Below are 23137 nucleotides of genomic sequence, written 5' to 3'. Positions count from 1 at the left end.
AGCGTGAGCTTAAAAAGGGGACGCTTGACCTATATGCCGTCCATTTCAGAAAGATCAACAAGGCCCTGGGGCAAAAGCCAATCAACGAAATCACAGTCCGGATTGTCGCCGACTTATTGAGGGACTCAACGCCACGCTCAAGTAATCAAGTACGCGCATTACTAATGAACGTGTTCACTCACGCCATCGCGGACGGATTAATTCCCGACAACCCAGCAGCGAGCACCATTGCCCAGAAGGAGAAGAAAAAGCGTAAACGCCATACCCAGGAAGGACTGAAAGCTATTCGGGATGCATCTCCCCAGTGGCTTAAGAATGCTATTGATCTGGCCTTGCTAACAGCGCTAAGACGCGGCGATGTACTTGAGATGCGCTTCGATAAAATGGAAGACGGCTTCTTATCAGTGATTCAAGAAAAGACGTCTGAGGAGGCCGATACGGCTTGGATCAAGTACGAGCTAACACCCGAGCTTCTCAAGGTCATTGAGCAATGCCGGGACGACGTGGACTCCCCCTTCTTAGTCCACCGCAAGCCTGAGCGGATGCATGCGACAGAACACAAAGAGCATTGGTCAAAGGTTGAGCGCCGCTATCTGACCCGCGCCTTTCAAGAGGCAAGGGAAGCCGCTGGTTGCTATGCCGGGTGGACAAAAGAAGAATTGCCTGGATTTCATGAAATTCGAGCTGTGTCTGTCAAGCTCTACACCCGATCAGGCCAGGATGCTCAGAAAATTGCTGGTCACACCACACCAGAAATGACCAAAAATTATCTGCGTGATGAAGAGGATGTCACCTGGACAAAGGTTTCGCCGAACCTTGATATCACCAAGCTCACAGAGTGATTTTGCGCGTATTTTGCGCCAGTTTTGCGCAGTCCAAAAACAAAAACAGCCACTGATCGCTCAAGTGGCTGTTTTTATTGGAGAATTATGGTCGGGACGGAGTGATTCGAACACTCGACCCCTAGCACCCCATGCTAGTGCGCTACCGGACTGCGCTACGCCCCGACTAGGCGTGAATCTGTTTCCGTGCATCCGGAAACGTCGCGAACTATACAATAAGCTTCTGAAATATGGAAACTTTTTTGAATGGTGTCGCTATTTTTTGAGTACTTGAAGCACATCTTCCAACTCGACAATCATCTGCTTGATCAGCTGCTTGTACTGAGTGGTGTCATCCCTGGCCTCATCACCGGAGAGACGCTGACGCGCCCCACCTATGGTAAAGCCTTGGTCATACAACAGTGCACGGATTTGGCGAATCATCAACACATCCTGGCGCTGATAATATCGCCGATTGCCGCGCCGCTTGACCGGATTGAGCTGGGGGAACTCCTGCTCCCAATACCGCAAAACATGCGGTTTGACCGCACAGAGCTCGCTCACCTCGCCGATCGTGAAATACCGCTTGCCTGGTATGGCGGGCAATTCATCGTTATGACTTGGTTCCAGCATACGCCTCGACCCTGGCTTTAAGTTTCTGGCCTGGACGGAAAGTCACCACACGGCGTGCCGTGATTGGGATTTCCTCTCCCGTTTTTGGATTGCGACCGGGGCGCTGACGCTTATCGCGCAGATCAAAGTTGCCGAACCCCGAGAGCTTGACCTGTTCGTTGAGCTCCAGCGCTTGGCGGATCTCTTCGAAGAACAGTTCTACCAATTCCTTGGCTTCCCGTTTATTCAGGCCCAGCTCTTCATACAGACGTTCCGCCATTTCAGCTTTCGTCAGAGCCCCCATACGCTACTTCCTTAACGTGGCGTTAAACCTTTGTTCCAGGGCGGTGAGGACATTTTGTGCCGCTGCGCTCACCTCATCGTCATTAAGAGTGCGCGATGGATGCTGCCAGGTCAAGCCGACGGCAAGGCTTTTTCTATGCGGATCAATACCTTTACCGTGATACACGTCAAATAGCTTGAGGTCAGTCAACCACTCGCCCGCCGCTTCACGAATAACCGCAAGCAATGTTGCAGCCGGCACATCACGATCCACCAGCAAAGCCAAGTCACGGCGCACCTCAGGAAAGCGCGACAGCTCCTGAAACTTCGGCATATGGCCTTGAGCGATTTCCGCCAATACCAGCTCGAACATATACACAGGTTGATCAAACCCCAGCGTCTTACCCAGCTCAGGATGCATGGCACCCAAGAAGCCGACCAACCGGCCATCACGCTCAATACGCGCGGTTTGCCCTGGATGCAAAGCCGCATGCTCGGCGGGAGCAAAATTGAAGCGGTCACCCGCTCCAGCACTGGCCAACAACGCCTCAACATCGGCCTTCACATCATAGAAGTCGACATTGTCGCGGCCATGGGCCCAGTTTTCCGACAGCCGACTACCGCAAATCACCCCAGCGAGCATCGGCTCCTGCTTGAGTCCGTCCAGCTGACCAACAAAGCGCAAGCCGCTTTCAAACAGGCGCACACGCGACTGTTGACGATTGAGGTTATGTTCCAGCGCCTTGACCAAGCCCGGCCATAGCGATGAGCGCATAGCAGCCATGTCGGCCGATATCGGGTTGGCCAACATCAGCGGCTCAATACCAGGGTGGAACAGCTCGAACAGCTTGGGGTCGATAAAGCTGTAGGTGATGGCTTCCTGGTAACCGCGCGCCACCAACAAACGACGCAGAGCCGGCAACTCGACAGCCGCCTCGGCCTTTGGCTGCGGCGCCAGGCGCGCTTGCGGATAACGCACCGGCAAACGGTTGTAGCCGTACAAGCGCGCCAACTCCTCGATCAAATCGACCTCGATGCTGATATCGAAGCGGTGACTGGGAACTGTCACTTGCCACTGCCCCTCACCATGAGCACTGACACCCAGCCCCAGCGCCGCCAGCAAACGGACGATCTCTGTATCGTCCATTTTCAAACCGAGCATTTGCTCGATGCGCTCGGCTCGCAGGGTAACAGGGGCGATGCTCGGCAATTGCTGTTGGTCAACTACCTCAATGATAGGGCCAGCCTCACCACCGACAATTTCCAGCAATAATCCAGTGGCCCGCTCCATGGCTTCACGCGCGAGCTGCCAATCCACGCCACGTTCGAAACGGTGCGAAGAGTCGGTGTGCAGGCCATAGGAGCGTGCCTTACCGGCAATCGCGATGGTGTCGAAAAAGGCGCTTTCTAGGAACAGGTCGCAGGTTTTTGCGCTCACGCCGCTATGCTCCCCCCCCATCACACCGGCAATCGCCAGGGCACGATTGTGGTCGGCGATGACCAGGGTGTCGGCACGCAGACTGACTTCCTGGCCGTCGAGCAGCACCAGCTTCTCGCCCTCCTCGGCCATGCGCACGCGGATACCGCCATTGATCTCAGCCAGATCGAAGGCATGCATCGGCTGACCCAGTTCGAGCATCACGTAGTTGGTGATATCCACCGCGGCATCGATGCTGCGCACATCGGCGCGGCGCAGACGCTCGACCATCCACAACGGCGTCGGCCGGGACAAATCGACGTTGCGCACCACGCGGCCGAGGTAGCGCGGGCAGGCTTGCGCCGCCAACACCTCGACCGGGCGCACCTCATCGTGGTTCGGCGCAACGGCAGCAATCTGCGCACGAGTCACCGGTGCGTCGTACAAGGCACCGACTTCACGGGCCAGGCCCGCCAAGGACAGGCAATCGCCGCGGTTCGGCGTCAGGTCGACCTCGATGCTGGCATCGTCCAGCTCGAGATAAGCACGAATATCCTGCCCCACCGGCGCGTCGCTCGGCAGCTCCATCAGGCCATCGTTTTCTTCACTGATCTGCAACTCGGAGGCCGAGCAGAGCATGCCATTGGACTCGACGCCGCGCAGCTTGGCCTTCTTGATCTTGAAGTCGCCCGGTAGCTCGGCACCGATCATGGCGAAGGGAATCTTCAAGCCGGGACGCACGTTCGGCGCGCCACACACCACCTGGAAAGTTTCCGCGCCATTACTGACCTGACACACACGCAGCTTGTCGGCGTCCGGGTGCTGCTCGGTGCTGAGCACTTCGCCCACCACCACACCACTGAAAACTCCGGCAGCCGGAGTCACGCTATCCACTTCGAGGCCCGCCATGGACAGGCGCGCCACCAGCTCGTCACGGGAAACCTGCGGGCTTACCCAGCTACGTAGCCACTGTTCACTGAATTTCATCCTGCTCTCCTAAAACTGATCGGTTACGGTCGTGCGGCCCTAGCGAAATTGCGCCAGGAATCGCAGGTCGTTATCGAAGAACAGACGTAAGTCGTTGACGCCATAGCGCAGCATGGCCAGACGCTCGACGCCCATGCCGAAGGCGAAGCCGGAATATTTTTCGGGGTCGATACCGGACATGCGCAACACGTTCGGATGCACCATGCCGCAACCCATCACTTCCAGCCAGCCAGTCTGCTTGCATACGCGACAACCTTTGCCGCTGCACATCACGCACTGCATATCGACTTCAGCCGAGGGCTCGGTGAAGGGGAAGAAGGACGGACGGAAGCGCACGCCCAACGGCTTCTCGAAGAACACGCGAAGGAACTCTTCGATGGTGCCCTTGAGGTCGGCAAAGCTCACGTTCTCGTCGACCAGCAGGCCTTCGACCTGGTGAAACATCGGCGAGTGAGTGATGTCGGAGTCGCAGCGGTAAACGCGGCCGGGGCAGACAATGCGGATCGGCGGCTGCTGCGATTCCATGGTGCGCACCTGAACTGGAGAGGTGTGGGTACGCAGCAACATGTTCGCGTTGAAATAGAAGGTGTCATGCATCGCCCGGGCCGGATGGTGGCCGGGGATATTGAGCGCCTCGAAGTTGTGGTAGTCGTTTTCCACTTCGGGGCCTTCGGCGATGCCGTAGCCAATCCGGGTGAAAAACTGCTCGACACGCTCCAGAGTCCGGGTAACCGGATGCAAACCGCCAGAGGCTTGACCGCGCCCAGGCAGAGTCACGTCGATGCGCTCGGCCGCCAGCTTGGCGCTCAACGCAGCGCTCTCAAGAGTCGCCTTGCGGCTGTTCAGGGCTTCCTGAACCTGATCCTTGGCGGCATTGATCAAGGCACCGGCTTGCGGACGCTCTGCTGCCGACAGGTTGCCCAGGGTCTTCATCACCTGGGTCAGCTCGCCTTTCTTACCCAGATAGTGAACCCGCAATTGCTCGAGGGCATTCACATCGTCGGTGTGGCTAACGGCCTCAAGCGCTTGCGAGACCAGCACATCCAGATTTTCCATTTACAGACTCCAGATACGAAATAGGGGAAGAGCTAAGGCTCTTCCCCTATTGGTGACGTTTCGAACGAGCCCAAGGCCTACTGCACTCGGTCATACTGCGTTGGAAGCCGGCTCGGACTGCTCATTTACAACTCGTAAACTCCGTGTCCTCGCCGTCTTCCGCCTTGCCTGACCTTCGCTCGTGGCGGCCTTGAGCCCGTTCTTGCACCGGGCGAACCCGGTGATTGTCGGGGACTTAAGCCAGTACGGCTTTCGCTTTCTCGACAATCGCAGCAAACGCCGCTTTTTCGTTCACTGCCAGATCAGCCAATACCTTACGGTCGATCTCGATGGACGCTTTTTTCAGACCAGCAATGAAACGGCTGTAGGACAGACCGTTAACACGAGCACCAGCGTTGATACGAGCGATCCACAGGGCGCGGAACTGACGTTTTTTCTGACGGCGGTCACGGTAGGCGTATTGGCCTGCCTTGATCACTGCCTGCTTGGCAACACGGAATACGCGTGAGCGTGCACCGTAGTAACCTTTAGCGAGTTTCAGAATTTTTTTGTGACGCTTACGAGCGATAACGCCGCGCTTAACACGAGCCATGAGTTATTTCCTCTATCTTGACCGATTAACGAACGCGCAGCATGCGCGCCACTTTTGCCACGTCAGACGGATGCACCATGGTGCTCCCGCGCAGTTGACGCTTACGCTTAGTGGACATCTTGGTCAGGATGTGGCTCTTGAAAGCGTGCTTGTGCTTGAAGCCGTTAGCGGTTTTCAAAAAACGCTTGGCTGCACCACTCTTGGTTTTCATCTTTGGCATGTTCGGTACTCCGCATTCAGTTGATAAACATAACCGCAAGGCCTGCCGTGCCCTGGTGGTTACTTCTTCTTTTTGGGGGCGATGACCATTATCAGCTGGCGTCCTTCCATCTTTGGATGCTGTTCAACCGAGCCATATTCAAGCAGGTCAGCTTCAACCCGCTTCAACAGCTCCATGCCCAGCTCCTGATGCGCCATCTCACGGCCACGGAATCGCAAGGATACCTTGGCCCTGTCCCCTTCACTCAGGAAACGTACCAGGTTGCGCAGTTTTACCTGGTAATCCCCTTCCTCCGTCCCTGGACGAAACTTGATTTCTTTAACCTGGACTTGCTTCTGGTTTTTCTTCGCAGCAGCGATCTGCTTCTTCTTTTCGAAGATCGACTTGCCGTAGTCCATGACTCGGCAAACCGGAGGGATCGCATCGGCAGAAATTTCCACCAAATCCAGCTTGGATTCTTCGGCGATTCTAAGCGCTTCATCAATCGAGACGATGCCAATTTGCTCGCCTTCAGCGCCAATTAACCGAACCTCGCGGGCCGAGATATTCTCGTTGATCGGGGCTTTCGGCGCAGCTCGTTTATCTTGTCTCATTTCACGCTTAATAATGATTACTCCACATCTTGGCGACCACGCCGGGAAACCGCCTGCGCGAGAAATTCAGCGAATTGAGCGACGGGCATCGAGCCCAGATCAGCACCTTCACGGGTACGCACGGCGACAGTTTGCATTTCAACCTCCCGATCTCCGATAACCAAGAGATAGGGAACCTTGAGCAAAGTATGCTCGCGGATTTTAAAGCCAATTTTTTCGTTTCTCAAGTCAGACTTGGCACGAAAACCGCTTTGATTGAGTGTTTTTTCCACTTCCAAAGCAAAATCGGCCTGTTTATCGGTGATATTCATCACCACTGCCTGAGTTGGCGCCAACCACGCCGGGAATGCTCCCTCGTAGTGCTCGATCAGAATCCCGATAAAGCGCTCGAAAGAACCGAGAATCGCGCGGTGCAACATCACCGGATGCTTACGGCTGTTGTCCTCGCTGACGTATTCGGCGCCCAAACGTACCGGCAGGTTGAAATCGAGCTGCAGGGTACCACACTGCCAGACACGACCCAGACAATCCTTCAGCGAGAATTCGATCTTCGGCCCGTAGAAGGCACCCTCCCCCGGCTGCAGGTCATATGGCAGACCCGCACTGTCCAGCGCCGAGGCCAACGCCGCTTCGGCACGATCCCACAACTCATCGGAACCCACGCGCTTATCCGGGCGGGTCGAGAGCTTGAGCTGGATGTCGGTAAAGCCGAAATCGGCATAGACCGCCAGGGTCAGCTTGATGAAATCCGCCGACTCGGCCTGCATCTGCTCTTCGGTGCAGAAGATATGCGCATCGTCCTGGGTAAAGCCGCGCACGCGCATGATGCCGTGCAGGGCGCCGGACGGCTCGTTGCGGTGGCAGGCGCCGAATTCGGCCAGGCGCATCGGCAGCTCGCGGTAACTCTTCAAGCCCTGATTGAACACCTGCACGTGGCACGGGCAGTTCATCGGCTTGATCGCGTAATCGCGGCTTTCCGACTCGGTGGTGAACATGTTTTCGGCGTAGTTGGCCCAGTGCCCGGATTTCTCCCACAGCGAACGATCCACCACCTGCGGGGTCTTGATCTCCAAATAGCCATGTTCGTGCTGCACCTTGCGCATGTACTGCTCGAGCACCTGATACAGGGTCCAGCCATTGGGATGCCAGAACACCATGCCCGGCGCCTCTTCCTGGGTATGGAACAGGTTCAGGCGCTTGCCGATCTTGCGGTGATCGCGCTTCTCGGCTTCTTCAATACGCTGGATATAGGCTGCCAACTGCTTCTTGTCGGCCCAGGCAGTGCCATAGACGCGCTGCAACTGCTCGTTCTTCGCGTCGCCGCGCCAATAGGCGCCGGACAGTTTGGTCAGCTTGAACGCCTTAAGGAAGCGGGTATTCGGCACATGCGGGCCACGGCACATGTCGACGTATTCTTCATGGTAATACAGGCCCATGGCCTGCTCGCCCGGCATGTCTTCGACCAGGCGCAACTTGTAGTCCTCGCCACGAGTGGCGAAGACATCGATCACCTCGGCGCGCGGAGTCACCTTCTTGATCACGTCGTAGTCTTTTTCGATCAGCTGCTGCATGCGCTGCTCGATCGCCGCCACGTCCTCCATAGTAAAGGGACGCTCGGAGGCAATGTCGTAATAGAAACCTTCTTCAATGACCGGCCCTATCACCATCTTGGCGGTCGGGAACAACTGCTTGACCGCATGACCGATCAGGTGCGCACAGGAATGGCGGATAATCTCCAGCCCTTCCTGATCTTTTGGCGTAATGATTTGCAGGGTCGCGTCGCTGTCGATCAGGTCGCAGGCATCGATCAGCTTGCCATTGACCTTGCCGGCCAGCGTGGCTTTTGCCAGGCCCGCGCCAATGGATTGGGCCACCTCGAGCACGGAGACCGGGTGATCGAATGAACGCTGACTGCCGTCGGGAAGAGTGATGATGGGCATGGCGCCTCCTCTCCTAGTGGTGACCTCTACCAAAGGCCACATGGGTTGGGATGAGCCAGTAAGCGATTCGGCGGTATGCCTGCCTTACAGTGGCAGGAGCTTGTGAGCCAACCTGAACCGAACCAGAGTCACTGGAGGTTTATACGCAATTAAGCAAAGGCCGGATGCTTCCAGAAAGCCTGAGCCCTGACAAGCCGCCCAATAAAAAAGGGTCGCCTGGGCGACCCTTTTTATCGAATTGGTAGGCACAATTGGATTCGAACCAACGACCCCCACCATGTCAAGGTGGTGCTCTAACCAACTGAGCTATGTGCCTCCGATGGGTGCGCATTCTACGGAGACACTCAAAAGAGTCAACACTTTTTTCTCTAACTGCCTGAATAAATGAATTTTTTACTGTTCGACGTGGCGTTTAATATTTTGCACAGGTACTAGCCGGGCATTTTCATCTCGGGTAGCATCGCGATATTCGTAAAAAATAAAGAACAGAGGTTGCAATATGGCGCACACGTCTCACCCAGAATCCTATTATGCCGCTTCAGCCAACCCGGCTCCGCCACGCCCGGAACTGAATGGTGAAGTGGAAACAGACGTCTGTATTGTCGGTGCGGGCTACACGGGTTTGTCCACGGCCATTGCTCTGCTGGAAAGCGGCTTCAAGGTGAGCATTGTCGAGGCTGCCAAAGTCGGTTTCGGCGCCTCGGGTCGCAACGGCGGTCAAATCGTCAACAGTTACAGCCGCGACATCGACACCATAGAGCGCAGCGTCGGCCCCAAGCAGGCGCAACTGCTGGGCCAGATGGCGTTCGAAGGCGGCCGGATCATTCGCGAACGGGTGGCCAAGTACAACATCCAGTGCGACCTCAAGGATGGCGGCGTGTTCGCCGCGATCACGCCCAAGCAGATGGGCCACCTGGAAGCGCAGAAGAAGTTGTGGGAGCGCTATGGCCATACCCAACTGGAGCTGCTGGACGCCAAACGCATCCGCGAAGTGGTGGCGAGCGAAAACTATATCGGCGGCATGCTCGACATGAGCGGCGGACATATCCATCCGCTCAATCTGGCACTCGGCGAGGCGGCGGCGGTTGAATCCTTAGGCGGGGTGATTTACGAACAATCCCCGGCCATTCGCATCGAGCGCGGCGCCAACCCGGTGGTGCATAGCCCCAACGGCCGAATCAAGGCCAAGTTCGTGGTAGTGGCCGGCAACGCTTACCTGGGCAATCTAATCCCCGAGTTATCGGCCAAGTCGATGCCTTGCGGCACCCAGGTGATCACCACCGAACCTTTGTCCGATGAACTGGCGAAGAGTCTGCTGCCGCAGGACTACTGCGTCGAAGACTGCAACTACCTGCTCGACTATTACCGCCTGAGCGGGGACAAGCGCCTGATCTTCGGTGGCGGCGTGGTCTATGGCGCGCGCGATCCGGCCAATATCGAATCGATCATCCGACCGAACATGCTCAAGACCTTTCCCCAACTGAAAGACGTGAAGATCGATTACGCCTGGACCGGCAACTTCCTGCTGACCCTGTCGCGCCTGCCCCAGGTCGGCCGCCTCGGCGACAACATCTATTACTCGCAGGGCTGCAGCGGCCACGGGGTGACCTACACCCACCTGGCCGGTAAGGTGTTGGCCGAAGCCCTGCGCGGCCAGGCCGAGCGTTTCGACGCCTTCGCCGAACTGCCGCACTACCCCTTCCCCGGCGGCCAGTTGCTCCGAGTTCCTTTCACCGCGATGGGTGCCTGGTACTACAGCCTGCGCGACAAGTTCGGCTTCTAATCTACCGTCCGCAAAAACCAACGGCGCCTTGGGGGCCGTTGGCTTTTCCGGCCCAGCTAGTTGGCCAGCGGGCATACCGGTGGCGATATGCACTGCTGCGAGGCCCCGGCTGATTGCTTGATAGCGGCGGCAAACCGCTGATCATCTGGAGCCAATCGCTGGGCGCAGGCCTTCGCTTGCTCGGCTGCCTGCAAGCAACCTCGATCGGTCAATACCTGGGACAGGTTGAACCAGCCCGCGGCAAAACCCGGCTGCTGCGCCAGGCTTTTACGTAAAGCAGTCTCAGCGCCCAAGGCATCGCCACTGGCATAGCGGCTGTTGGCCAAGGCAAACCAACCCAACGACTCATCCGGCCAATGCTGGGTAGCGGCGCGATAGGCCCGTTGCGCCGCAGCGACCCGGCCGGTTTCCTCAAGATCGCTGGCGGCCTTGAGCCAGGGGCGCAATTCGGCCTGCGCCGGCAGCGTATCTGCCGGCAAGGTCAACACGGCCCAACGCCCACCCCGCGCCCAGGTCTTGTCGAAACTGCTGAAGCTGGTCAGCCAGCGCCGCGTGGTGCCCGAACGCAAAATCAGAGTACGTTCACGCTGGTCATAGCCGACCACCACCGCAAAGTGCCAGCGCGGGTACCAGTCGAAGGCCAAATTTTGCAGAATCAACACCGGATTACCCGCCGCCACCTCGGCAAGTAACACTTCCAGACGCGGCTGCAGTGGATACACCAGCATATCGTGAGCCCGTGCGGCCGCGACCATCTCTACTTGCAGGCTGCCGTCACGCGCCGGAATGAACACTCGATCCTTGAGCAGGCCCGGGCTGGTCACTACGCCGCGCTGGTTGAGCATGGTTGCCAACGCCGCCGGCCCGCATTGATAGGCACTCTGCGGAAAAAACGGTACATCGCTCAGCTCTACCCGCTCAGGCAAACGCGAAGTCTGCGGCGGCAACACCGGAGACTTCGCGCAGGCGACCAGCAGAACAACCAGAACGAGAGGAAGGAGCTTCCAGCCAATCAACGATTTATGCATTTGACGAAATTGAAGATATTAGTGGCACAGAGCAGATCGGTAACGATGAAGATCACCAGGAACAGCACGATGATCCCTACAACGCCACTGGCACCTGCGGGCGCTTGCGCCAACTGCTGATTGAACTGCGCCAACTCGGCACTGGTCAGGCTGTTGATACGGTCCTCAACCTGAGTGCGGTCAACACCCATATCCAACAACTTTTCCTGAACACCCTGCTCATCGAGCATGCTCAGCAATTGTTGGCGATCGACCTGCTGCTGTTGCTCGGCCAACACCTCACCGGTACCGATCATGCGCGCATTGGCCTGGGGGATCTGGACAATCATCAGAACGTGAAACACCGCCAGCATCGCAGCCATACGGCGGAACAACGAGCGACTGTACATAAGGGTTATCTCCTTGTAGAACCATATGCCTAAAACCTTGATGGCTCAGGACTCCACACCAGCATAGTCAATATAAACCCAGGGGCTGCCTGACAGCACAGCTATATCCACCTTTCTCACAATATGGCCGAGTCGCGCAGCATCTGACTGACTACCGCGCGCAACTTGCCGGGCTTGACCGGCTTATTGAGTAGCGGCATGCCCATACGCTGCAGTTCGCGGCGACACTGATCGCTACGATCGGCGGTGATCATCACCGCGGGAATCGGCGAGTCAAAGTGCTGACGCAAATACGCCACCACAGCGCAACCCAGCACGTCATGGTCAAGATGAAAGTCCGCCAGAATCAGATCCGGTGCCTGCCCAGCGAGCTCCTGCACGGCGGTCTCCTGATCGACCGCAGCCACCACCACACAGCCCCACTGTTCGAGCAACGCCGCCATGCTATGAAGAATGCTCAACTCGTTATCCAGCACTAACAGACGCCGCCCTGGCAACGGGTCGCCGAGCAACGTCGGAACCGATGAAGTGGCCGGTGCCGCGGGCAGAATCCGCGGAGCCAACGGCACCCGAATGGCGAACACCGAGCCGCGTCCAGGCTGCGAGCGCACCTCGACCGGATAACCGAGCACGCGTGCGATCCGCTCGACGATCGCCAGGCCCAGGCCAACCCCCCTGCGCTCGGCGGCACGACCGACATTCAGCTGGTTGAACTCGAGAAAGATGTTTTCCAGTTGATCCTCGGAGATACCGCGACCGGTGTCCCACACTTGCAGGTCGAGGAACTTGCCGCGCTTGCGCACACCCAAGAGGATGCGGCCCTGCTCGGTGTAGCGGCAAGCGTTACTCAGGAAGTTGCGCAGGATGCGCGTCAACAGGCGGAAATCCGTGCTGATCGTATAGTTGGGAATACGCGCCTTCAGGCGTAACCCCTCGGCCACAGCCACCGGTTGAAACTCAGACGCCAGAGGCTCCAGCAGGCTCTGCAACCGATACACATCAATATCCGGCTTGATCGCCGCCTGATCGAGCTTGGAGATATCCAGCAAATCGGAGAGCAGATCCTCGGCCCCCTCCAGCGCCTGGTGGCTGCGTTCGACCAGGTTGTGCTCGGCCTCCGGCAGGTCGCGCTCGCGCAGGGTGGAGATCAGCAACCGCGCCGCGTTGAGTGGCTGCAACAGGTCATGGCTGGCCGTTGCCAGGTACTTGTCCTTGCTGTGGTTGGCTGCTTGCGCGGCATCGCGCGCCTCTCGCAACGCCTGCTCGATACGTTTGCGTTCGACTATCTGCTGCAACAGGTTGCGGTTGGCCTCCTGCAACTCGACAGTGCGCGCCTTGACTCGCTGCTCTAACTCTTCATTGAGCAACTGCAGGCGCTGCTGCGCCAATTTTCGCTCGGTGATATCGGCGACGAACCCCTCGATCAGGCCTTCATCACCCGGTTTCAGCAGCAGGTTCATCAATACATCGACGGTACTACCGTCCTTGCGCCGCAACTGGGTTTCATAGCCAAACAGACCGGGCGCATGCTCCAGCACCTGACGAATGTGCTGCAACTCCTCGCTACCACCGACGAACAGGTACTCGGCCAGGTCGGCCGGCGACCACAACACCTCTTGCGGGTCGTCATAACCAAGCATGCGCGCCAAGGCCGGATTGGCCGCGCGCAGACCGTCCTGCAGGCTGGCCTGGAAGATGCCGTGCACCGCGTGTTCGAACAGCCATTTGTAGCGGTTGCGCTCGGTTTCCAGATCCTCCAGGCGCGCCAGCAATTCCGGGTAATGGCTCTTGCGCACCGAATGGCTGCCCAGCCCGAGCAGCTCGGTGAGCGCCTGGCGCTGCTGATCAGAGGGCCTCGGCATAGACGACCTCGACATCGCGCTGGGTCGAATCCCGTGGGTTAGTGAGGATGCACGGATCCTGCATGGCATTGTGCGACAGGAACGGAATATCGGAACTGCCAACCCCGTGCAACCCCAGGGTTTCATGGAAGCCGACCGCTCGTTTGAACTGAATCAAGTGTTCGACCAGGCGCTGGCGGATCTGCGCGTGGTTAAGGCCCCGAGTATCGATGCCGAGGGTTTCGGCCACCACCTTGAAGCGATCCGGCGAGGCGTTGTAATTGAACGCCACCACATGTTCGACCAACACGGCATTGCACAGGCCGTGCGGCAGGTCGAGAAAACCGCCGAGGCTGTGCGACATGGCGTGCACCGCACCGAGGATGGCATTGGAAAAGGCCAGGCCGGCCTGCATGCTGCCGAGCATGATCTTCTCGCGCAGGGCGATCTCGTTCGGGTTGGCGATCATCGCCACCAGATTGCCGTTGATCAGGCGCATGGCTTCCAGCGCGTGGGCATCGGTCAGCGGCCCCGAGCCGGTGGAGACGAAGGCCTCGATGGCATGCACCAGGGCGTCGATACCGGTACAGGCGGAGAGAAACGGATCCATGCTCAGAGTGGTCTCCGGGTCGATCAGCGAGACGTCGGGCACCGCGCCCTTGCTGACGATGGAGAACTTCATCCGCGCGTCCTGGTTGGAAATGATCACGAACTGCGACACGTCCGCCGAGGTGCCGGCGGTGGTCGGAATCAGGATCAGTGGCGGGCTCGGCACGCGCAGGGTATCCACCCCCTCGAACTCGATGATATTGCGGCCATGGGCCACGGCGATGCCTATGCCCTTGGCGCAGTCCATCGGGCTGCCGCCGCCCACCGCGACTATCACGTTGCAGCCCTGGCTGCGGTAAAGCTCGGCGCCGAGCATCACCTCTTCGCTGCGCGGATTGGGCGAGACCTGGGTGTACAGGCAGTGCTCGATACCCTGGCGCAGCAAACTGGCTTGCACATCGGCCACCCAGCCGGCGGCCTCCACGCCCGGATCCGACACCAGCAGCACCTTGCGCGCGCCATAGTTGGCCGCGTAGTTGCCCACACTGTGTCGGCAGCCCGCACCAAAGACGATTTCCGGCGAGACGAATTTACGATGAAGACTGATATCGGCGCTCATGCCACGGCCTACTGCTTGTTATTCTGACTACCGCCCAGCGTACTGGATTCACCTGCCAATGCAATGCCACCCGTGTCGGCTGGCGCAAGCGCCGACAGGAGCCTGTCCGGGAATGCCGCTTGTTCTAGATTGGGCGTCACGCGTTGTCCTCGGGCGGCCCCGGAGCCATCGCGGTAAAGAGCATCGGCTCAGGCGGGGCTCGCCAGCAGCCGCCGATAAAACAGCCACTCCTGTTCCAGGGCATGGGCCAGATTGGCCGCCTGGCGAAAACCGTGGCGCTCCTCGGGATACAGGTGGTAGTCCACCGCGATGTTGCGCGCGCGCAGTGCGGCGACCATGGCTTCGGTCTGCGCCGGCAGTACCACCGCATCCTGGCCGCCCTGGAAGAAAATCACCGGCGTCGTAATCCGGTCGGCATGCAGCAGCGGCGTGCGCGCCCGATAACGCGGGGCATCGCGCAGCGGATCGCCGATCAGCCAGTCCAGATAGTCGGCCTCGAATTTGTGCGTCATCTGACGCAAGGCCAGTGGGTCGCTGACCCCGTAGAGGCTGGCGCCACCGCGGAACGCCCGGGTGAAGGCCAGCGCGCAGAGCGCGGTATAACCGCCGGCACTGGCGCCACGGACGAATACCCGCGCCGGGTCGATCAGCCCCCCGGCCGCCAGATCCGCCACCGCGGCCTGGACGTCCGCCACCTCGATGCACCCCCACTCCCCCGCCAGGCGCAGGCGATAGGCTCGGCCGTAACCGCTGCTGCCGCGATAGTTGAGGTCGAGCACGGCGTAGCCGCGTAGCGTCCAGAACGGGATGCGCGGGTCGAACACCGGGTAGCAGGCCGAGGTGGGGCCGCCGTGCAGGAACACCACCAGCGGCGGTTTCTCCACTTGCCCCGCAGGTGCATAGAAGAAGCCCTGGCTGCGTTCGTCCTCACCGACCCGACAACTGAAGGGCTGCGGCCTGGACAAGTGCTGCGCAGGCAGGGGCTCCTCACCGCCGGCGAGGATGCGCACCGCACCGCTGTCACGGGCGATGGCCAAAACCGCTGGCAGGCGGTTCGGCGCCCCGGCGATGCAGTAGTAGTGGCCGGCATCCACGGCCAGTGCGCGGAAACGACTGAAGTCCGGAGCCAGACGCCGTTCGCGCCCCAGCCCATCCACGTCGAGCAGCACGCCGGAACCCTGTTCGAAACGGCTCAGCAGCATGGCGCTCGATTCCAGCGGCAGGTAGCTGAAGCCGCCCAGCTGCCAGGGAGCCGGCGCATGATCGTAAGGGGCGTCGTAGGCATCGGCGGCGCGCAAGGATGACTGATTGGCGCACGTCGGCTGCCACCAGCCATGGCAGTCGGAGAGCACCCAGAGCCTGCCGTCGCCAGCGAAACGCGGCTGCTGCAGGGACTGCTCGTTGTCAGCGCCGGCCAGAACCCGTCGGGGCTCATCGCCCTCACGCAGGCACAGGCGGGTGGCGATCCAGGGCTGATAGGGTCTGTCCCACTCGATCCAGGCCAGTTGGTGGCCGTCCTCGCTGACAACCGGGCCGGCATAGAAGTCGGCGCCCTCGACCAACAGCTGACGGCGTCCATCCAGGCCGATGCGCACCAGGCGATGGATCACGCCGTTCGGCTCATGGCTCTCCTCTACCGCCAGAAACGCTTGCCAGGCGGAGACAAAAGACAGGTCGCCATAGCGGCTCGCTGGCCGAGCGGTCAGTGCGCAGGGTGCGCCCGCCGAATCACCGGTGCGCGTGGCGCCCTCTACCAGGTAGATCTGCTGATCCGCCTCGTTGACGAACGCCGCGCCCCGATCGGTGGCGCAGCAGGCACCGCCGCCGTACTCATAGACCCGGCTGCGCACGGAGAATCCCGGCGGAGTCAGCTCGCGCACCTCGTCGTCACGCCAGAAGAACAGCGCGCAACGTGCCTGCTGCGGATCGAAAGCCACCCACAGCAGGCCGCCCTGGACGGCGTGCAGTTCGGCGAAATCGCCACTGGCGGCCGCGGCCTGGGCGGCGCTCCAGATGTCATCGGCGGCGATGCGCATGGCGCAGCCTAGGCCTTGCATATGAGCTTGGAGGCCTTCTCGTTACGGAACTGCAGATCCTCCAGCGCCCCCGGAGCCTGCTCCGCCTCTGCGCGCGCGGCGAGGATGATGCCGTGATGCGCTGACTTGCTGCACACCGGGTCGGCGTTGCTGGCATCGCCCGTGAGCATAAAGGCCTGGCAACGGCAACCGCCGAAGTCCTTGGCCTTCTCGTCGCACGAACGACAGGGTTCTGGCATCCAGTCGTCGCCGCGGAAACGGTTGAAGCCGAAGGAATGCCGCCAGATATGCTCGATGCTGTGTTCGCGCACGTTGGGAAACTGCACCGGCAATTGGCGCGCACTGTGACACGGCAGTGCGGTGCCGTCCGGGGTGATGTCGAGGAACAGGTTGCCCCAACCATTCATGCAGGCCTTGGGCCGCTCTTCGTAGTAATCCGGGGTGACGAAGATCAGCTTGCACGGGTGCTTATCGGCCGCCAGTTTCTCGCGCCACTGATTGGTGATGCGCTCGGCGCGTTCCAGTTGGCTACGGGTCGGCAACAGGCCGGCGCGATTGAGCTCGGCCCAGCCGTAGAACTGGCAGGTGGCCAACTCGACGAAATCGGCTTCCAGCTCCAGGCACAACTCAATAATCCGCTCGATGTTGTCGATGTTGTGCCGGTGGGTGACGAAATTCAGCACCATCGGGTAGCCGGCCGCCTTGACCGCGCGGGCCATGGCCAGCTTCTGGGCGAAGGCTTTCTTCGAGCCGGCCAGCAAGTTGTTGACCTCCTCGTCGGCGGCCTGGAAGCTGATCTGGATATGATCCAGGCCGGCTTCGCTGAAACTGGCGATGCGCTCCTCGGTCAAGCCGATGCCGGAGGTGATCAGGTTGGTGTAGTAACCCAGCTCGCGCGCCGCCTTGATCAGCTCGGCCAGATCCTGACGCACCAGCGGCTCGCCACCGGAGAAGCCGAGCTGCGCCGCGCCCAGCTCGCGGGCCTGGCGGAACACCTCGATCCACTCGGCAGTGGTCAGCTCCTGCCCCTGCTGGGAAAAATCCAGCGGATTGGAGCAGTACGGGCACTGCAGCGGACAGCGGTAGGTCAGCTCGGCCAGCAGCCAGAGTGGCGGGCCCGCTTCATGGCCCGGTTTACTGCAACTCGATCCAGAACTGGGCATTGGCTACCTCCATAAAGGCCAGGATGTCTTCATCGAGTCCCGGCACGTCGGGGAAGCGCGCGCTCAGGGTATCGATGATCTGGCCGACGCTGTGCGCGCCATTGACCTGCAGGAGAATTTCCCCGGCACTGTCGTTGAGTTTGATCATGCCTTCCGGGTAAAGCAGTACATGGCAGTTCTGCACGGGCTCCCATTGCAGGCGAAAACCGCGGCGCAGCTTGGGCACTTGCTGGATAGTCAACTCAGTCATAGCGCAATACCTCGGTGCCAGACCCGCTCAGCCGTCACCGTGTGGTAAGGCGCACGCTCCAGCTCATAGGCCATGCTCATGGCATCGAGCATGCTCCAGAGTACGTCCAACTTGAATTGCAAAATTTCCAGCATGCGTTGCTGACCCTCGTAAGTGGTGTAGTGCGCCAAGGTGATGCGCAGCCCGTGCTCGACATCGCGGCGCGCCTCTTTCAGGCGTTTGCGGAAGTAGTCGTAACCGCCGGCATCGATCCAGGGGTAATGCTGCGGCCAGGCATCCAGGCGCGACTGGTGAATAGTCGGCGCGAACAACTCGGTCAGCGAGCTGCTGGCCGCCTCCTGCCAACAGGCGCGGCGGGCGAAGTTGACATAGGCATCGACGGCGAAGCGCACCCCCGGCAAGACCAATTCCTGCGACAGCACCTGCTCGCGATTCAGCCCCACGGCTTCGGCCAGGCGCAGCCAGGCCTCGATGCCGCCCTCCTCGCCAGGCGCACCGTCATGGTCGAGGATGCGCTGCACCCACTCGCGACGGGTGTCGCGATCCGGGCAGTTGGCCATGATCGCCGCATCCTTCACCGGGATGCACACCTGGTAGTAGAAGCGGTTGGCCACCCAGCCCTGGATCTGCTCGCGGCTGGATTGGCCGGCGTACATCGCCTGATGGAACGGATGATGAATGTGGTAATAGGCGCCCTTGGCGCGCAGCGCCTGCTCGAATTCGGCAGGGCTCATGGCGGTCTTGCTCATCGAGGTTCTCCAGTGCGCAGTGCCGCTCGCGTAGGGGCACCGTTGGCGGCAGTCTTGTTCGCGTGATGCGCGGCGTGACGTGCCCTACAAATTGATGCTCATACCGTCCCAGGCGACGTCGATGGCGTGGGCCTTCAGCTCGGCGCGCTGCGGCGAATCGACGTCGAGGATCGGGTTGGTGTTGTTGATATGGATCAGGATTTTCCGCTTGGCCGGCAGACCGTCGAGCACCTCGATCATGCCACCAGGGCCGCTCTGCGGCAGATGGCCCATTTCGCTGCCGAGCTTGTCGCCAACCTCGCACTGACGCATCTCATCATCGCGCCACAGCGTGCCATCGACCAGCAGGCAATCGGCACGGCGCATCCAGGCCAGCAACTGATCATCGACCTGACCCAGGCCGGGGGCGTAGAACAGCTTGCCGCCGGTACGCAGGTCTTCGACGAACAGGCCGATGTTGTCGCCCGGATGCGGGTTGCCGCGGTGCGGCGAATACGGCGGCGCGCTGCTGCGCAGGACAATCGCGGTGAATTGCAGATCCGGACAGACGGGAATACCGAACGGCACGCCGTCCAGCTCGATCAGGTGGTGCTGCAAGCCACCGTTCCAGTGCTCGAGCATATTGAACAGAGGAAAACCGCTAGTCAGATCCTGATGCACCATCTCGGTACACCAGACTTGATGCGGACAGCCTTCACGCAGGGTCAGCAGGCCCGTGCAGTGATCGATCTGGCTGTCCATCAGCATGATGGCGCCGATCGCCGTGTCGCGTGGCTTGCGTGCCGGCTGCAAGGCCGGGAACGCTTCGATCTGCGCACGAATGTCCGGTGAGGCGTTGCACAGGATCCAGTCCTTGCCATTATCACTCAGGGCTATCGAGGACTGGGTGCGCGGCTGCGCGCGCAGGCTGCCGGCGCGCATGCCATGGCAGTTGCGGCAATTGCAGTTCCACTGGGGGAAGCCGCCGCCAGCGGCGGAACCGAGAATCTGGATATGCATGGCGAATACCGGGTGAGATGCCCCGGCAGTGCCGGGGCAAGGCCAATCAGCGATTGGCGAAGTACATGGTGACTTCGAAACCAATACGCATATCGGTGAAGGCGGGCTTAGTCCACATGGCGCGGTCCTCTTCTTCGCAAAACCGGCAAATTCCGGTAGCGCTAGTTATGCACCCAGAAAGCACGCGACAGAATGGTACTTTGGGAGGAGATCCTGCTGGTATTGGTAGGACAGCCCGACCCCGCTGCCTTCGCCGAACGGCACCTTACAGCCTCACGGGCTCAGGCTCGTATGCAGATGAACCGGCCGATACGAAGCCGGATCTGCCAGCACCGAATCATGCACCAGGCGCCCCCCGTCCTCGAACCTGGCGCATGAACCCGGCGCGTGGCCCGGATTTTATCCGCCCCACGAAAAACGCCGTTCACTCGGCTTAAGTGAACGGCGTTGCGCTATTGCGGGTTCTGTATTTGCTCGGCGACTACAGGCTCAACTCGCGATTGGACGCTTTGATGAATTCGCGCTTGAGATCATCAAAGCTGTGCACCGCCGGGAACTGCGGGAACTCGCGAATCACGTTCTCCGGCGCATGGAACAGGATGCCCGCGTGGGCCTCGCTGAGCATGGTGGTGTCGTTGTACGAGTCGCCGGCAGCAATCACCCGGTAATAGAGGCTCTTGAGGGCGACCACCGATTGCCGCTTGGGGTCTTTCTGGCGCAACTGGTAGCTCACCACGCGGTCATTCTCGTCGGTGATCAGCTTGTGGCACAGCAGGGTCGGAAAGCCCAGTTGACGCATCAGCGGCTGGGAGAACTCGTAGAAGGTGTCGGAGAGAATCACTACCTGAAAACGCTCACGCAGCCAATCGACGAACTCCACCGCGCCGTCCAGCGGCTTGAGAGTGGCGATGACTTGCTGGATATCGTTCAGTTTCAGCCCATGCTCATCGAGAATGCGCAGGCGCTGCTGCATCAGCACGTCGTAATCCGGAATATCCCGGGTGGTCGCTTTCAGCGATTCGATGCCGGTTTTTTCCGCGAAGGCGATCCAGATCTCCGGGACCAGAACACCTTCCAGGTCGAGACAAGCGATTTCCACGGGACACTCCTAGACTGGGCTTGAAAGAAGGCGGCACTCTAGCCGCTCGCCGGAGGCTGCGCAACGCAAGCCTTATACCCAAACCACGCGATCAACCTAGCACTTGGTTATTTAACGGAATAACGCCTTTTTGCTACCATCCAGGCACAGAGCGCAACGAGGGCGTAGCTCAGCCAAGCGCAGTAGCTTGGCGGCACCCTCTCAGCGCCACCCCAACCAGGAATCCAGCCCGATGAGCGCCCCATTCGATGTAGCCGAACTGGCCACAAGCTACGCCAACAAGTCGCCCCAGGACATCCTCAAGCTCGCCTTCGAGCACTTTGGCGATGAACTGTGGCTTTCCTTCAGCGGCGCCGAGGACGTGGTGCTGGTGGACATGGCCTGGAAGCTCAACAACAACGTCAAGGTCTTCAGCCTCGACACGGGCCGCCTACACCCGGAGACCTACCGCTTCATCGAGCAGGTGCGCGAGCACTACGGCATCGCCATCGACGTACTCTCCCCCGACGCGACTGCACTAGAGGCGCTGGTCAAGGAAAAAGGCTTGTTCAGTTTCTACAAGGACGGCCACAGCGAATGCTGCGGCATTCGCAAAACTGCCCCGCTGCGGCGCAAGCTGGCCACGGTCAAGGCCTGGGCTACCGGTCAGCGCCGCGATCAGAGCCCCGGCACCCGCAGCCAGGTCGCCGTAGTGGAGATCGACACCGCGTTCTCCTCTGCCGACAAACCGCTGTACAAATTCAACCCGCTGGCGCAGATGAGCAGCGAAGACGTCTGGGCTTATATCCGCATGCTGGAAATCCCCTACAACGGCCTGCATGAGCGCGGCTTCATCAGCATCGGCTGCGAGCCGTGCACTCGTCCCGTGCTACCCAACCAACACGAACGCGAAGGTCGCTGGTGGTGGGAGGAGGCCACGCAGAAGGAGTGCGGCCTGCACGCCGGCAACCTGATCGCGAAGAACTGATGCGCTGAGCAGCAAGAAAAACCCGACACTTAGTCGGGTTTTTCTTGCTCGCAAGCCGCTCAATAAATCGGCAACTCGACGTCGCGAAACAACTCTTCCAGCTCGGATTTATTGTGGCACTGCACCGCCTTGGCCAGGACATCGCGGGTCAGGTGCGGAGCGAATTTCTCGATAAAATCGCACATGAATCCACGCAAGAAGGTGCCGCGGCGAAAGCCTATCTTGGTCACACTGGACTCGAACAGATCGCTGGCGTCGAGCACCACCAGGTCGGGATCGAGCTTGGCGTCCACCGCCATTCTCGCCACGATGCCCACTCCCAGACCGAGGCGCACATAGGTTTTGATCACGTCGGCATCGGCGGCAGTGAACACTACCTTGGGCGTCAGGCCACGGTGAGTGAAGGCTTCGTCCAGTTTGGAGCGCCCCGTGAAGCCGAACACGTAGGTGACGATCGAGTGCTCGGCCAGGGCTTCCAGGGTCAGCTTCGGCAGCTTGCTCAACGGGTGCCCCTGCGGCACGACCACACAGCGGTTCCAGCGGTAGCACGGCATCATCACCAGATCATTGAACAGCTCCAGCCCCTCGGTGGCGATGGCGAAATCCACGGTGCCGTCGGCGGCCATTTCGGCAATCTGCATCGGCGTGCCCTGGTGCATGTGCAGGGCGACATCCGGGTATTGCTTGATGAATGCACCGATCACGGCCGGCAAGGCATAACGCGCCTGGGTGTGGGTCGTGGCAATGGATAAGGTGCCCTTCTTCTCGTTGGAGAACTCCTGGGCAATCTGCTTGATGCTCTCGACCTTGCGCAGGATTTCCCCGGCCGTGGTGATGATCCGCTCGCCCGCCGGGGTCACCCGGGTCAGGTGCTTGCCGCTGCGGGCAAAGACCTCCACGCCCAATTCGTCCTCAAGTAAGCGGATCTGCTTGCTGATGCCCGGCTGCGAGGTGTAAAGGCTTTGCGCTGTGGCCGACACGTTGAGGTCGTGATGCGCGACTTCCCAGATGTAGCGCAGTTGCTGGAGCTTCATAAAAATCCCTCAAAACAGATAAGCAGCCATCCCATGGCCGGCGACATATAACCATATATATGATTTAACTATTAAAACTAGACGATTTTATTTAATTTTGCCGATTATTCG

23 protein-coding genes and 2 tRNA genes are annotated in these 23137 nt (G+C 59.9%); 3 read left to right on the top strand and 22 right to left on the bottom strand.

The genetic code is table 11. The annotated features are described in order from the left end of the window. On the top strand, positions 1-842 hold an 842-nt coding region (locus P8H27_RS13785), incomplete at its 5' end, for a tyrosine-type recombinase/integrase (protein WP_289638138.1). Positions 843-930: 88 nt separating this feature from the next. Here P8H27_RS13785 and P8H27_RS13780 read toward each other — a convergent pair. The 10 genes from P8H27_RS13780 to P8H27_RS13735 form a co-directional block, all read right to left on the bottom strand. After that, positions 931-1007 (bottom strand) — tRNA-Pro (locus P8H27_RS13780). Positions 1008-1097: 90 nt separating this feature from the next. Next, positions 1098-1454: a MerR family transcriptional regulator gene (locus P8H27_RS13775; RefSeq protein ID WP_289638137.1), complete on the bottom strand. Its 357-nt coding sequence runs from the start codon at positions 1452-1454 to the stop codon at positions 1098-1100. After that, positions 1435-1737: an integration host factor subunit alpha gene (gene ihfA / locus P8H27_RS13770; RefSeq protein WP_003243414.1), complete on the bottom strand. Its 303-nt coding sequence runs from the start codon at positions 1735-1737 to the stop codon at positions 1435-1437. The genes P8H27_RS13775 and ihfA overlap by 20 nt, the downstream gene beginning before the upstream one ends. Before the next feature lie 3 nt (positions 1738-1740). Further along, on the bottom strand, positions 1741-4119 hold the full coding sequence (pheT, locus tag P8H27_RS13765; RefSeq protein ID WP_289638136.1) for a phenylalanine--tRNA ligase subunit beta: 2379 nt from the start codon (positions 4117-4119) through the stop codon (positions 1741-1743). Between the two features lie 39 nt (positions 4120-4158). Continuing rightward, on the bottom strand, positions 4159-5175 hold the full coding sequence (pheS, locus tag P8H27_RS13760) for a phenylalanine--tRNA ligase subunit alpha (protein ID WP_289638135.1): 1017 nt from the start codon (positions 5173-5175) through the stop codon (positions 4159-4161). Positions 5176-5410: 235 nt separating this feature from the next. Beyond that, positions 5411-5767, bottom strand: a complete 357-nt coding sequence (rplT, locus tag P8H27_RS13755; RefSeq protein WP_040069108.1) for a 50S ribosomal protein L20 — start codon at positions 5765-5767, stop codon at positions 5411-5413. 25 nt (positions 5768-5792) lie between these two features. Further along, a complete protein-coding gene (gene rpmI / locus P8H27_RS13750) occupies positions 5793-5987 on the bottom strand; it encodes a 50S ribosomal protein L35 (protein ID WP_079202156.1) in 195 nt (64 codons plus the stop codon). 59 nt (positions 5988-6046) lie between these two features. Further along, complete coding sequence (gene infC / locus P8H27_RS13745) at positions 6047-6598, bottom strand: translation initiation factor IF-3 (RefSeq protein WP_170862287.1); 552 nt, start codon at positions 6596-6598, stop codon at positions 6047-6049. Beyond that, positions 6598-8520, bottom strand: a complete 1923-nt coding sequence (gene thrS, locus P8H27_RS13740) for a threonine--tRNA ligase (RefSeq protein WP_289638134.1) — start codon at positions 8518-8520, stop codon at positions 6598-6600. Before thrS ends, infC begins: the two co-directional genes overlap by 1 nt. Positions 8521-8759: 239 nt before the next feature. Beyond that, positions 8760-8836 (bottom strand) — tRNA-Val (locus P8H27_RS13735). Positions 8837-9019: 183 nt separating this feature from the next. Here P8H27_RS13735 and P8H27_RS13730 point away from each other — a divergent pair. Beyond that, a complete protein-coding gene (locus tag P8H27_RS13730; RefSeq protein ID WP_289638133.1) occupies positions 9020-10303 on the top strand; it encodes an FAD-binding oxidoreductase in 1284 nt (427 codons plus the stop codon). A 56-nt stretch (positions 10304-10359) separates the two neighbouring features. Here the strand turns inward: P8H27_RS13730 and P8H27_RS13725 are convergent, their stop codons facing one another. The 11 genes from P8H27_RS13725 to thrH form a co-directional block, all read right to left on the bottom strand. Next, positions 10360-11331: a PA2778 family cysteine peptidase gene (locus P8H27_RS13725; RefSeq protein WP_289638132.1), complete on the bottom strand. Its 972-nt coding sequence runs from the start codon at positions 11329-11331 to the stop codon at positions 10360-10362. Continuing rightward, a complete protein-coding gene (locus tag P8H27_RS13720) occupies positions 11316-11720 on the bottom strand; it encodes a PA2779 family protein (protein WP_289638131.1) in 405 nt (134 codons plus the stop codon). The genes P8H27_RS13725 and P8H27_RS13720 overlap by 16 nt, the downstream gene beginning before the upstream one ends. Positions 11721-11836: 116 nt before the next feature. Next, entirely contained in the window at positions 11837-13582 is a 1746-nt protein-coding gene (locus P8H27_RS13715; RefSeq protein WP_289638130.1) for a NahK/ErcS family hybrid sensor histidine kinase/response regulator, read from the bottom strand. Next, positions 13566-14729, bottom strand: a complete 1164-nt coding sequence (gene ercA / locus P8H27_RS13710; protein ID WP_289638129.1) for an alcohol dehydrogenase-like regulatory protein ErcA — start codon at positions 14727-14729, stop codon at positions 13566-13568. Before ercA ends, P8H27_RS13715 begins: the two co-directional genes overlap by 17 nt. 188 nt (positions 14730-14917) lie before the next feature. Continuing rightward, a complete protein-coding gene (locus tag P8H27_RS13705) occupies positions 14918-16786 on the bottom strand; it encodes an alpha/beta hydrolase family protein (RefSeq protein WP_374761352.1) in 1869 nt (622 codons plus the stop codon). Next, positions 16774-17928 carry a pyrroloquinoline quinone biosynthesis protein PqqE gene (gene pqqE, locus P8H27_RS13700; protein ID WP_289638127.1) on the bottom strand — a complete coding sequence of 385 codons (1155 nt, stop codon included), beginning with the start codon at positions 17926-17928 and terminating at the stop codon, positions 16774-16776. The genes P8H27_RS13705 and pqqE overlap by 13 nt, the downstream gene beginning before the upstream one ends. After that, positions 17900-18178 (bottom strand): pyrroloquinoline quinone biosynthesis peptide chaperone PqqD, encoded by a 279-nt coding sequence (gene pqqD, locus P8H27_RS13695; protein ID WP_289638126.1) that lies wholly within the window; start codon positions 18176-18178, stop codon positions 17900-17902. The genes pqqE and pqqD overlap by 29 nt, the downstream gene beginning before the upstream one ends. After that, a complete protein-coding gene (pqqC, locus tag P8H27_RS13690; RefSeq protein ID WP_289638125.1) occupies positions 18175-18927 on the bottom strand; it encodes a pyrroloquinoline-quinone synthase PqqC in 753 nt (250 codons plus the stop codon). Before pqqC ends, pqqD begins: the two co-directional genes overlap by 4 nt. A gap of 84 nt (positions 18928-19011) precedes the next feature. Next, positions 19012-19926, bottom strand: coding sequence for a pyrroloquinoline quinone biosynthesis protein PqqB (gene pqqB / locus P8H27_RS13685; RefSeq protein WP_289638124.1), 915 nt, complete (start codon positions 19924-19926; stop codon positions 19012-19014). Positions 19927-19972: 46 nt separating this feature from the next. After that, on the bottom strand, positions 19973-20044 hold the full coding sequence (pqqA, locus tag P8H27_RS13680) for a pyrroloquinoline quinone precursor peptide PqqA (protein ID WP_003284930.1): 72 nt from the start codon (positions 20042-20044) through the stop codon (positions 19973-19975). Positions 20045-20407: 363 nt separating this feature from the next. Beyond that, positions 20408-21025: a bifunctional phosphoserine phosphatase/homoserine phosphotransferase ThrH gene (gene thrH, locus P8H27_RS13675; RefSeq protein WP_289638123.1), complete on the bottom strand. Its 618-nt coding sequence runs from the start codon at positions 21023-21025 to the stop codon at positions 20408-20410. 232 nt (positions 21026-21257) lie between these two features. Between thrH and P8H27_RS13670 the strand changes: the two genes are divergently transcribed. Next, complete coding sequence (locus P8H27_RS13670; protein WP_289638122.1) at positions 21258-21992, top strand: phosphoadenylyl-sulfate reductase; 735 nt, start codon at positions 21258-21260, stop codon at positions 21990-21992. Between the two features lie 59 nt (positions 21993-22051). Here P8H27_RS13670 and cysB read toward each other — a convergent pair whose 3' ends face one another. Beyond that, the gene (cysB, locus tag P8H27_RS13665) at positions 22052-23026 is read right to left on the bottom strand and encodes an HTH-type transcriptional regulator CysB (protein ID WP_289638121.1); all 975 of its coding nucleotides are present in this window, start codon (positions 23024-23026) and stop codon (positions 22052-22054) included. Between the last annotated feature and the right edge of the window lie 111 nt (positions 23027-23137).

The sequence above is a fragment of the Pseudomonas sp. sp1636 genome, assembly GCF_030376615.1.
GTDB lineage: Bacteria > Pseudomonadota > Gammaproteobacteria > Pseudomonadales > Pseudomonadaceae > Aquipseudomonas.
Note: the sequence above shows the minus strand (reverse complement) of the source record. Positions and strands in the feature narration are given on the sequence as shown.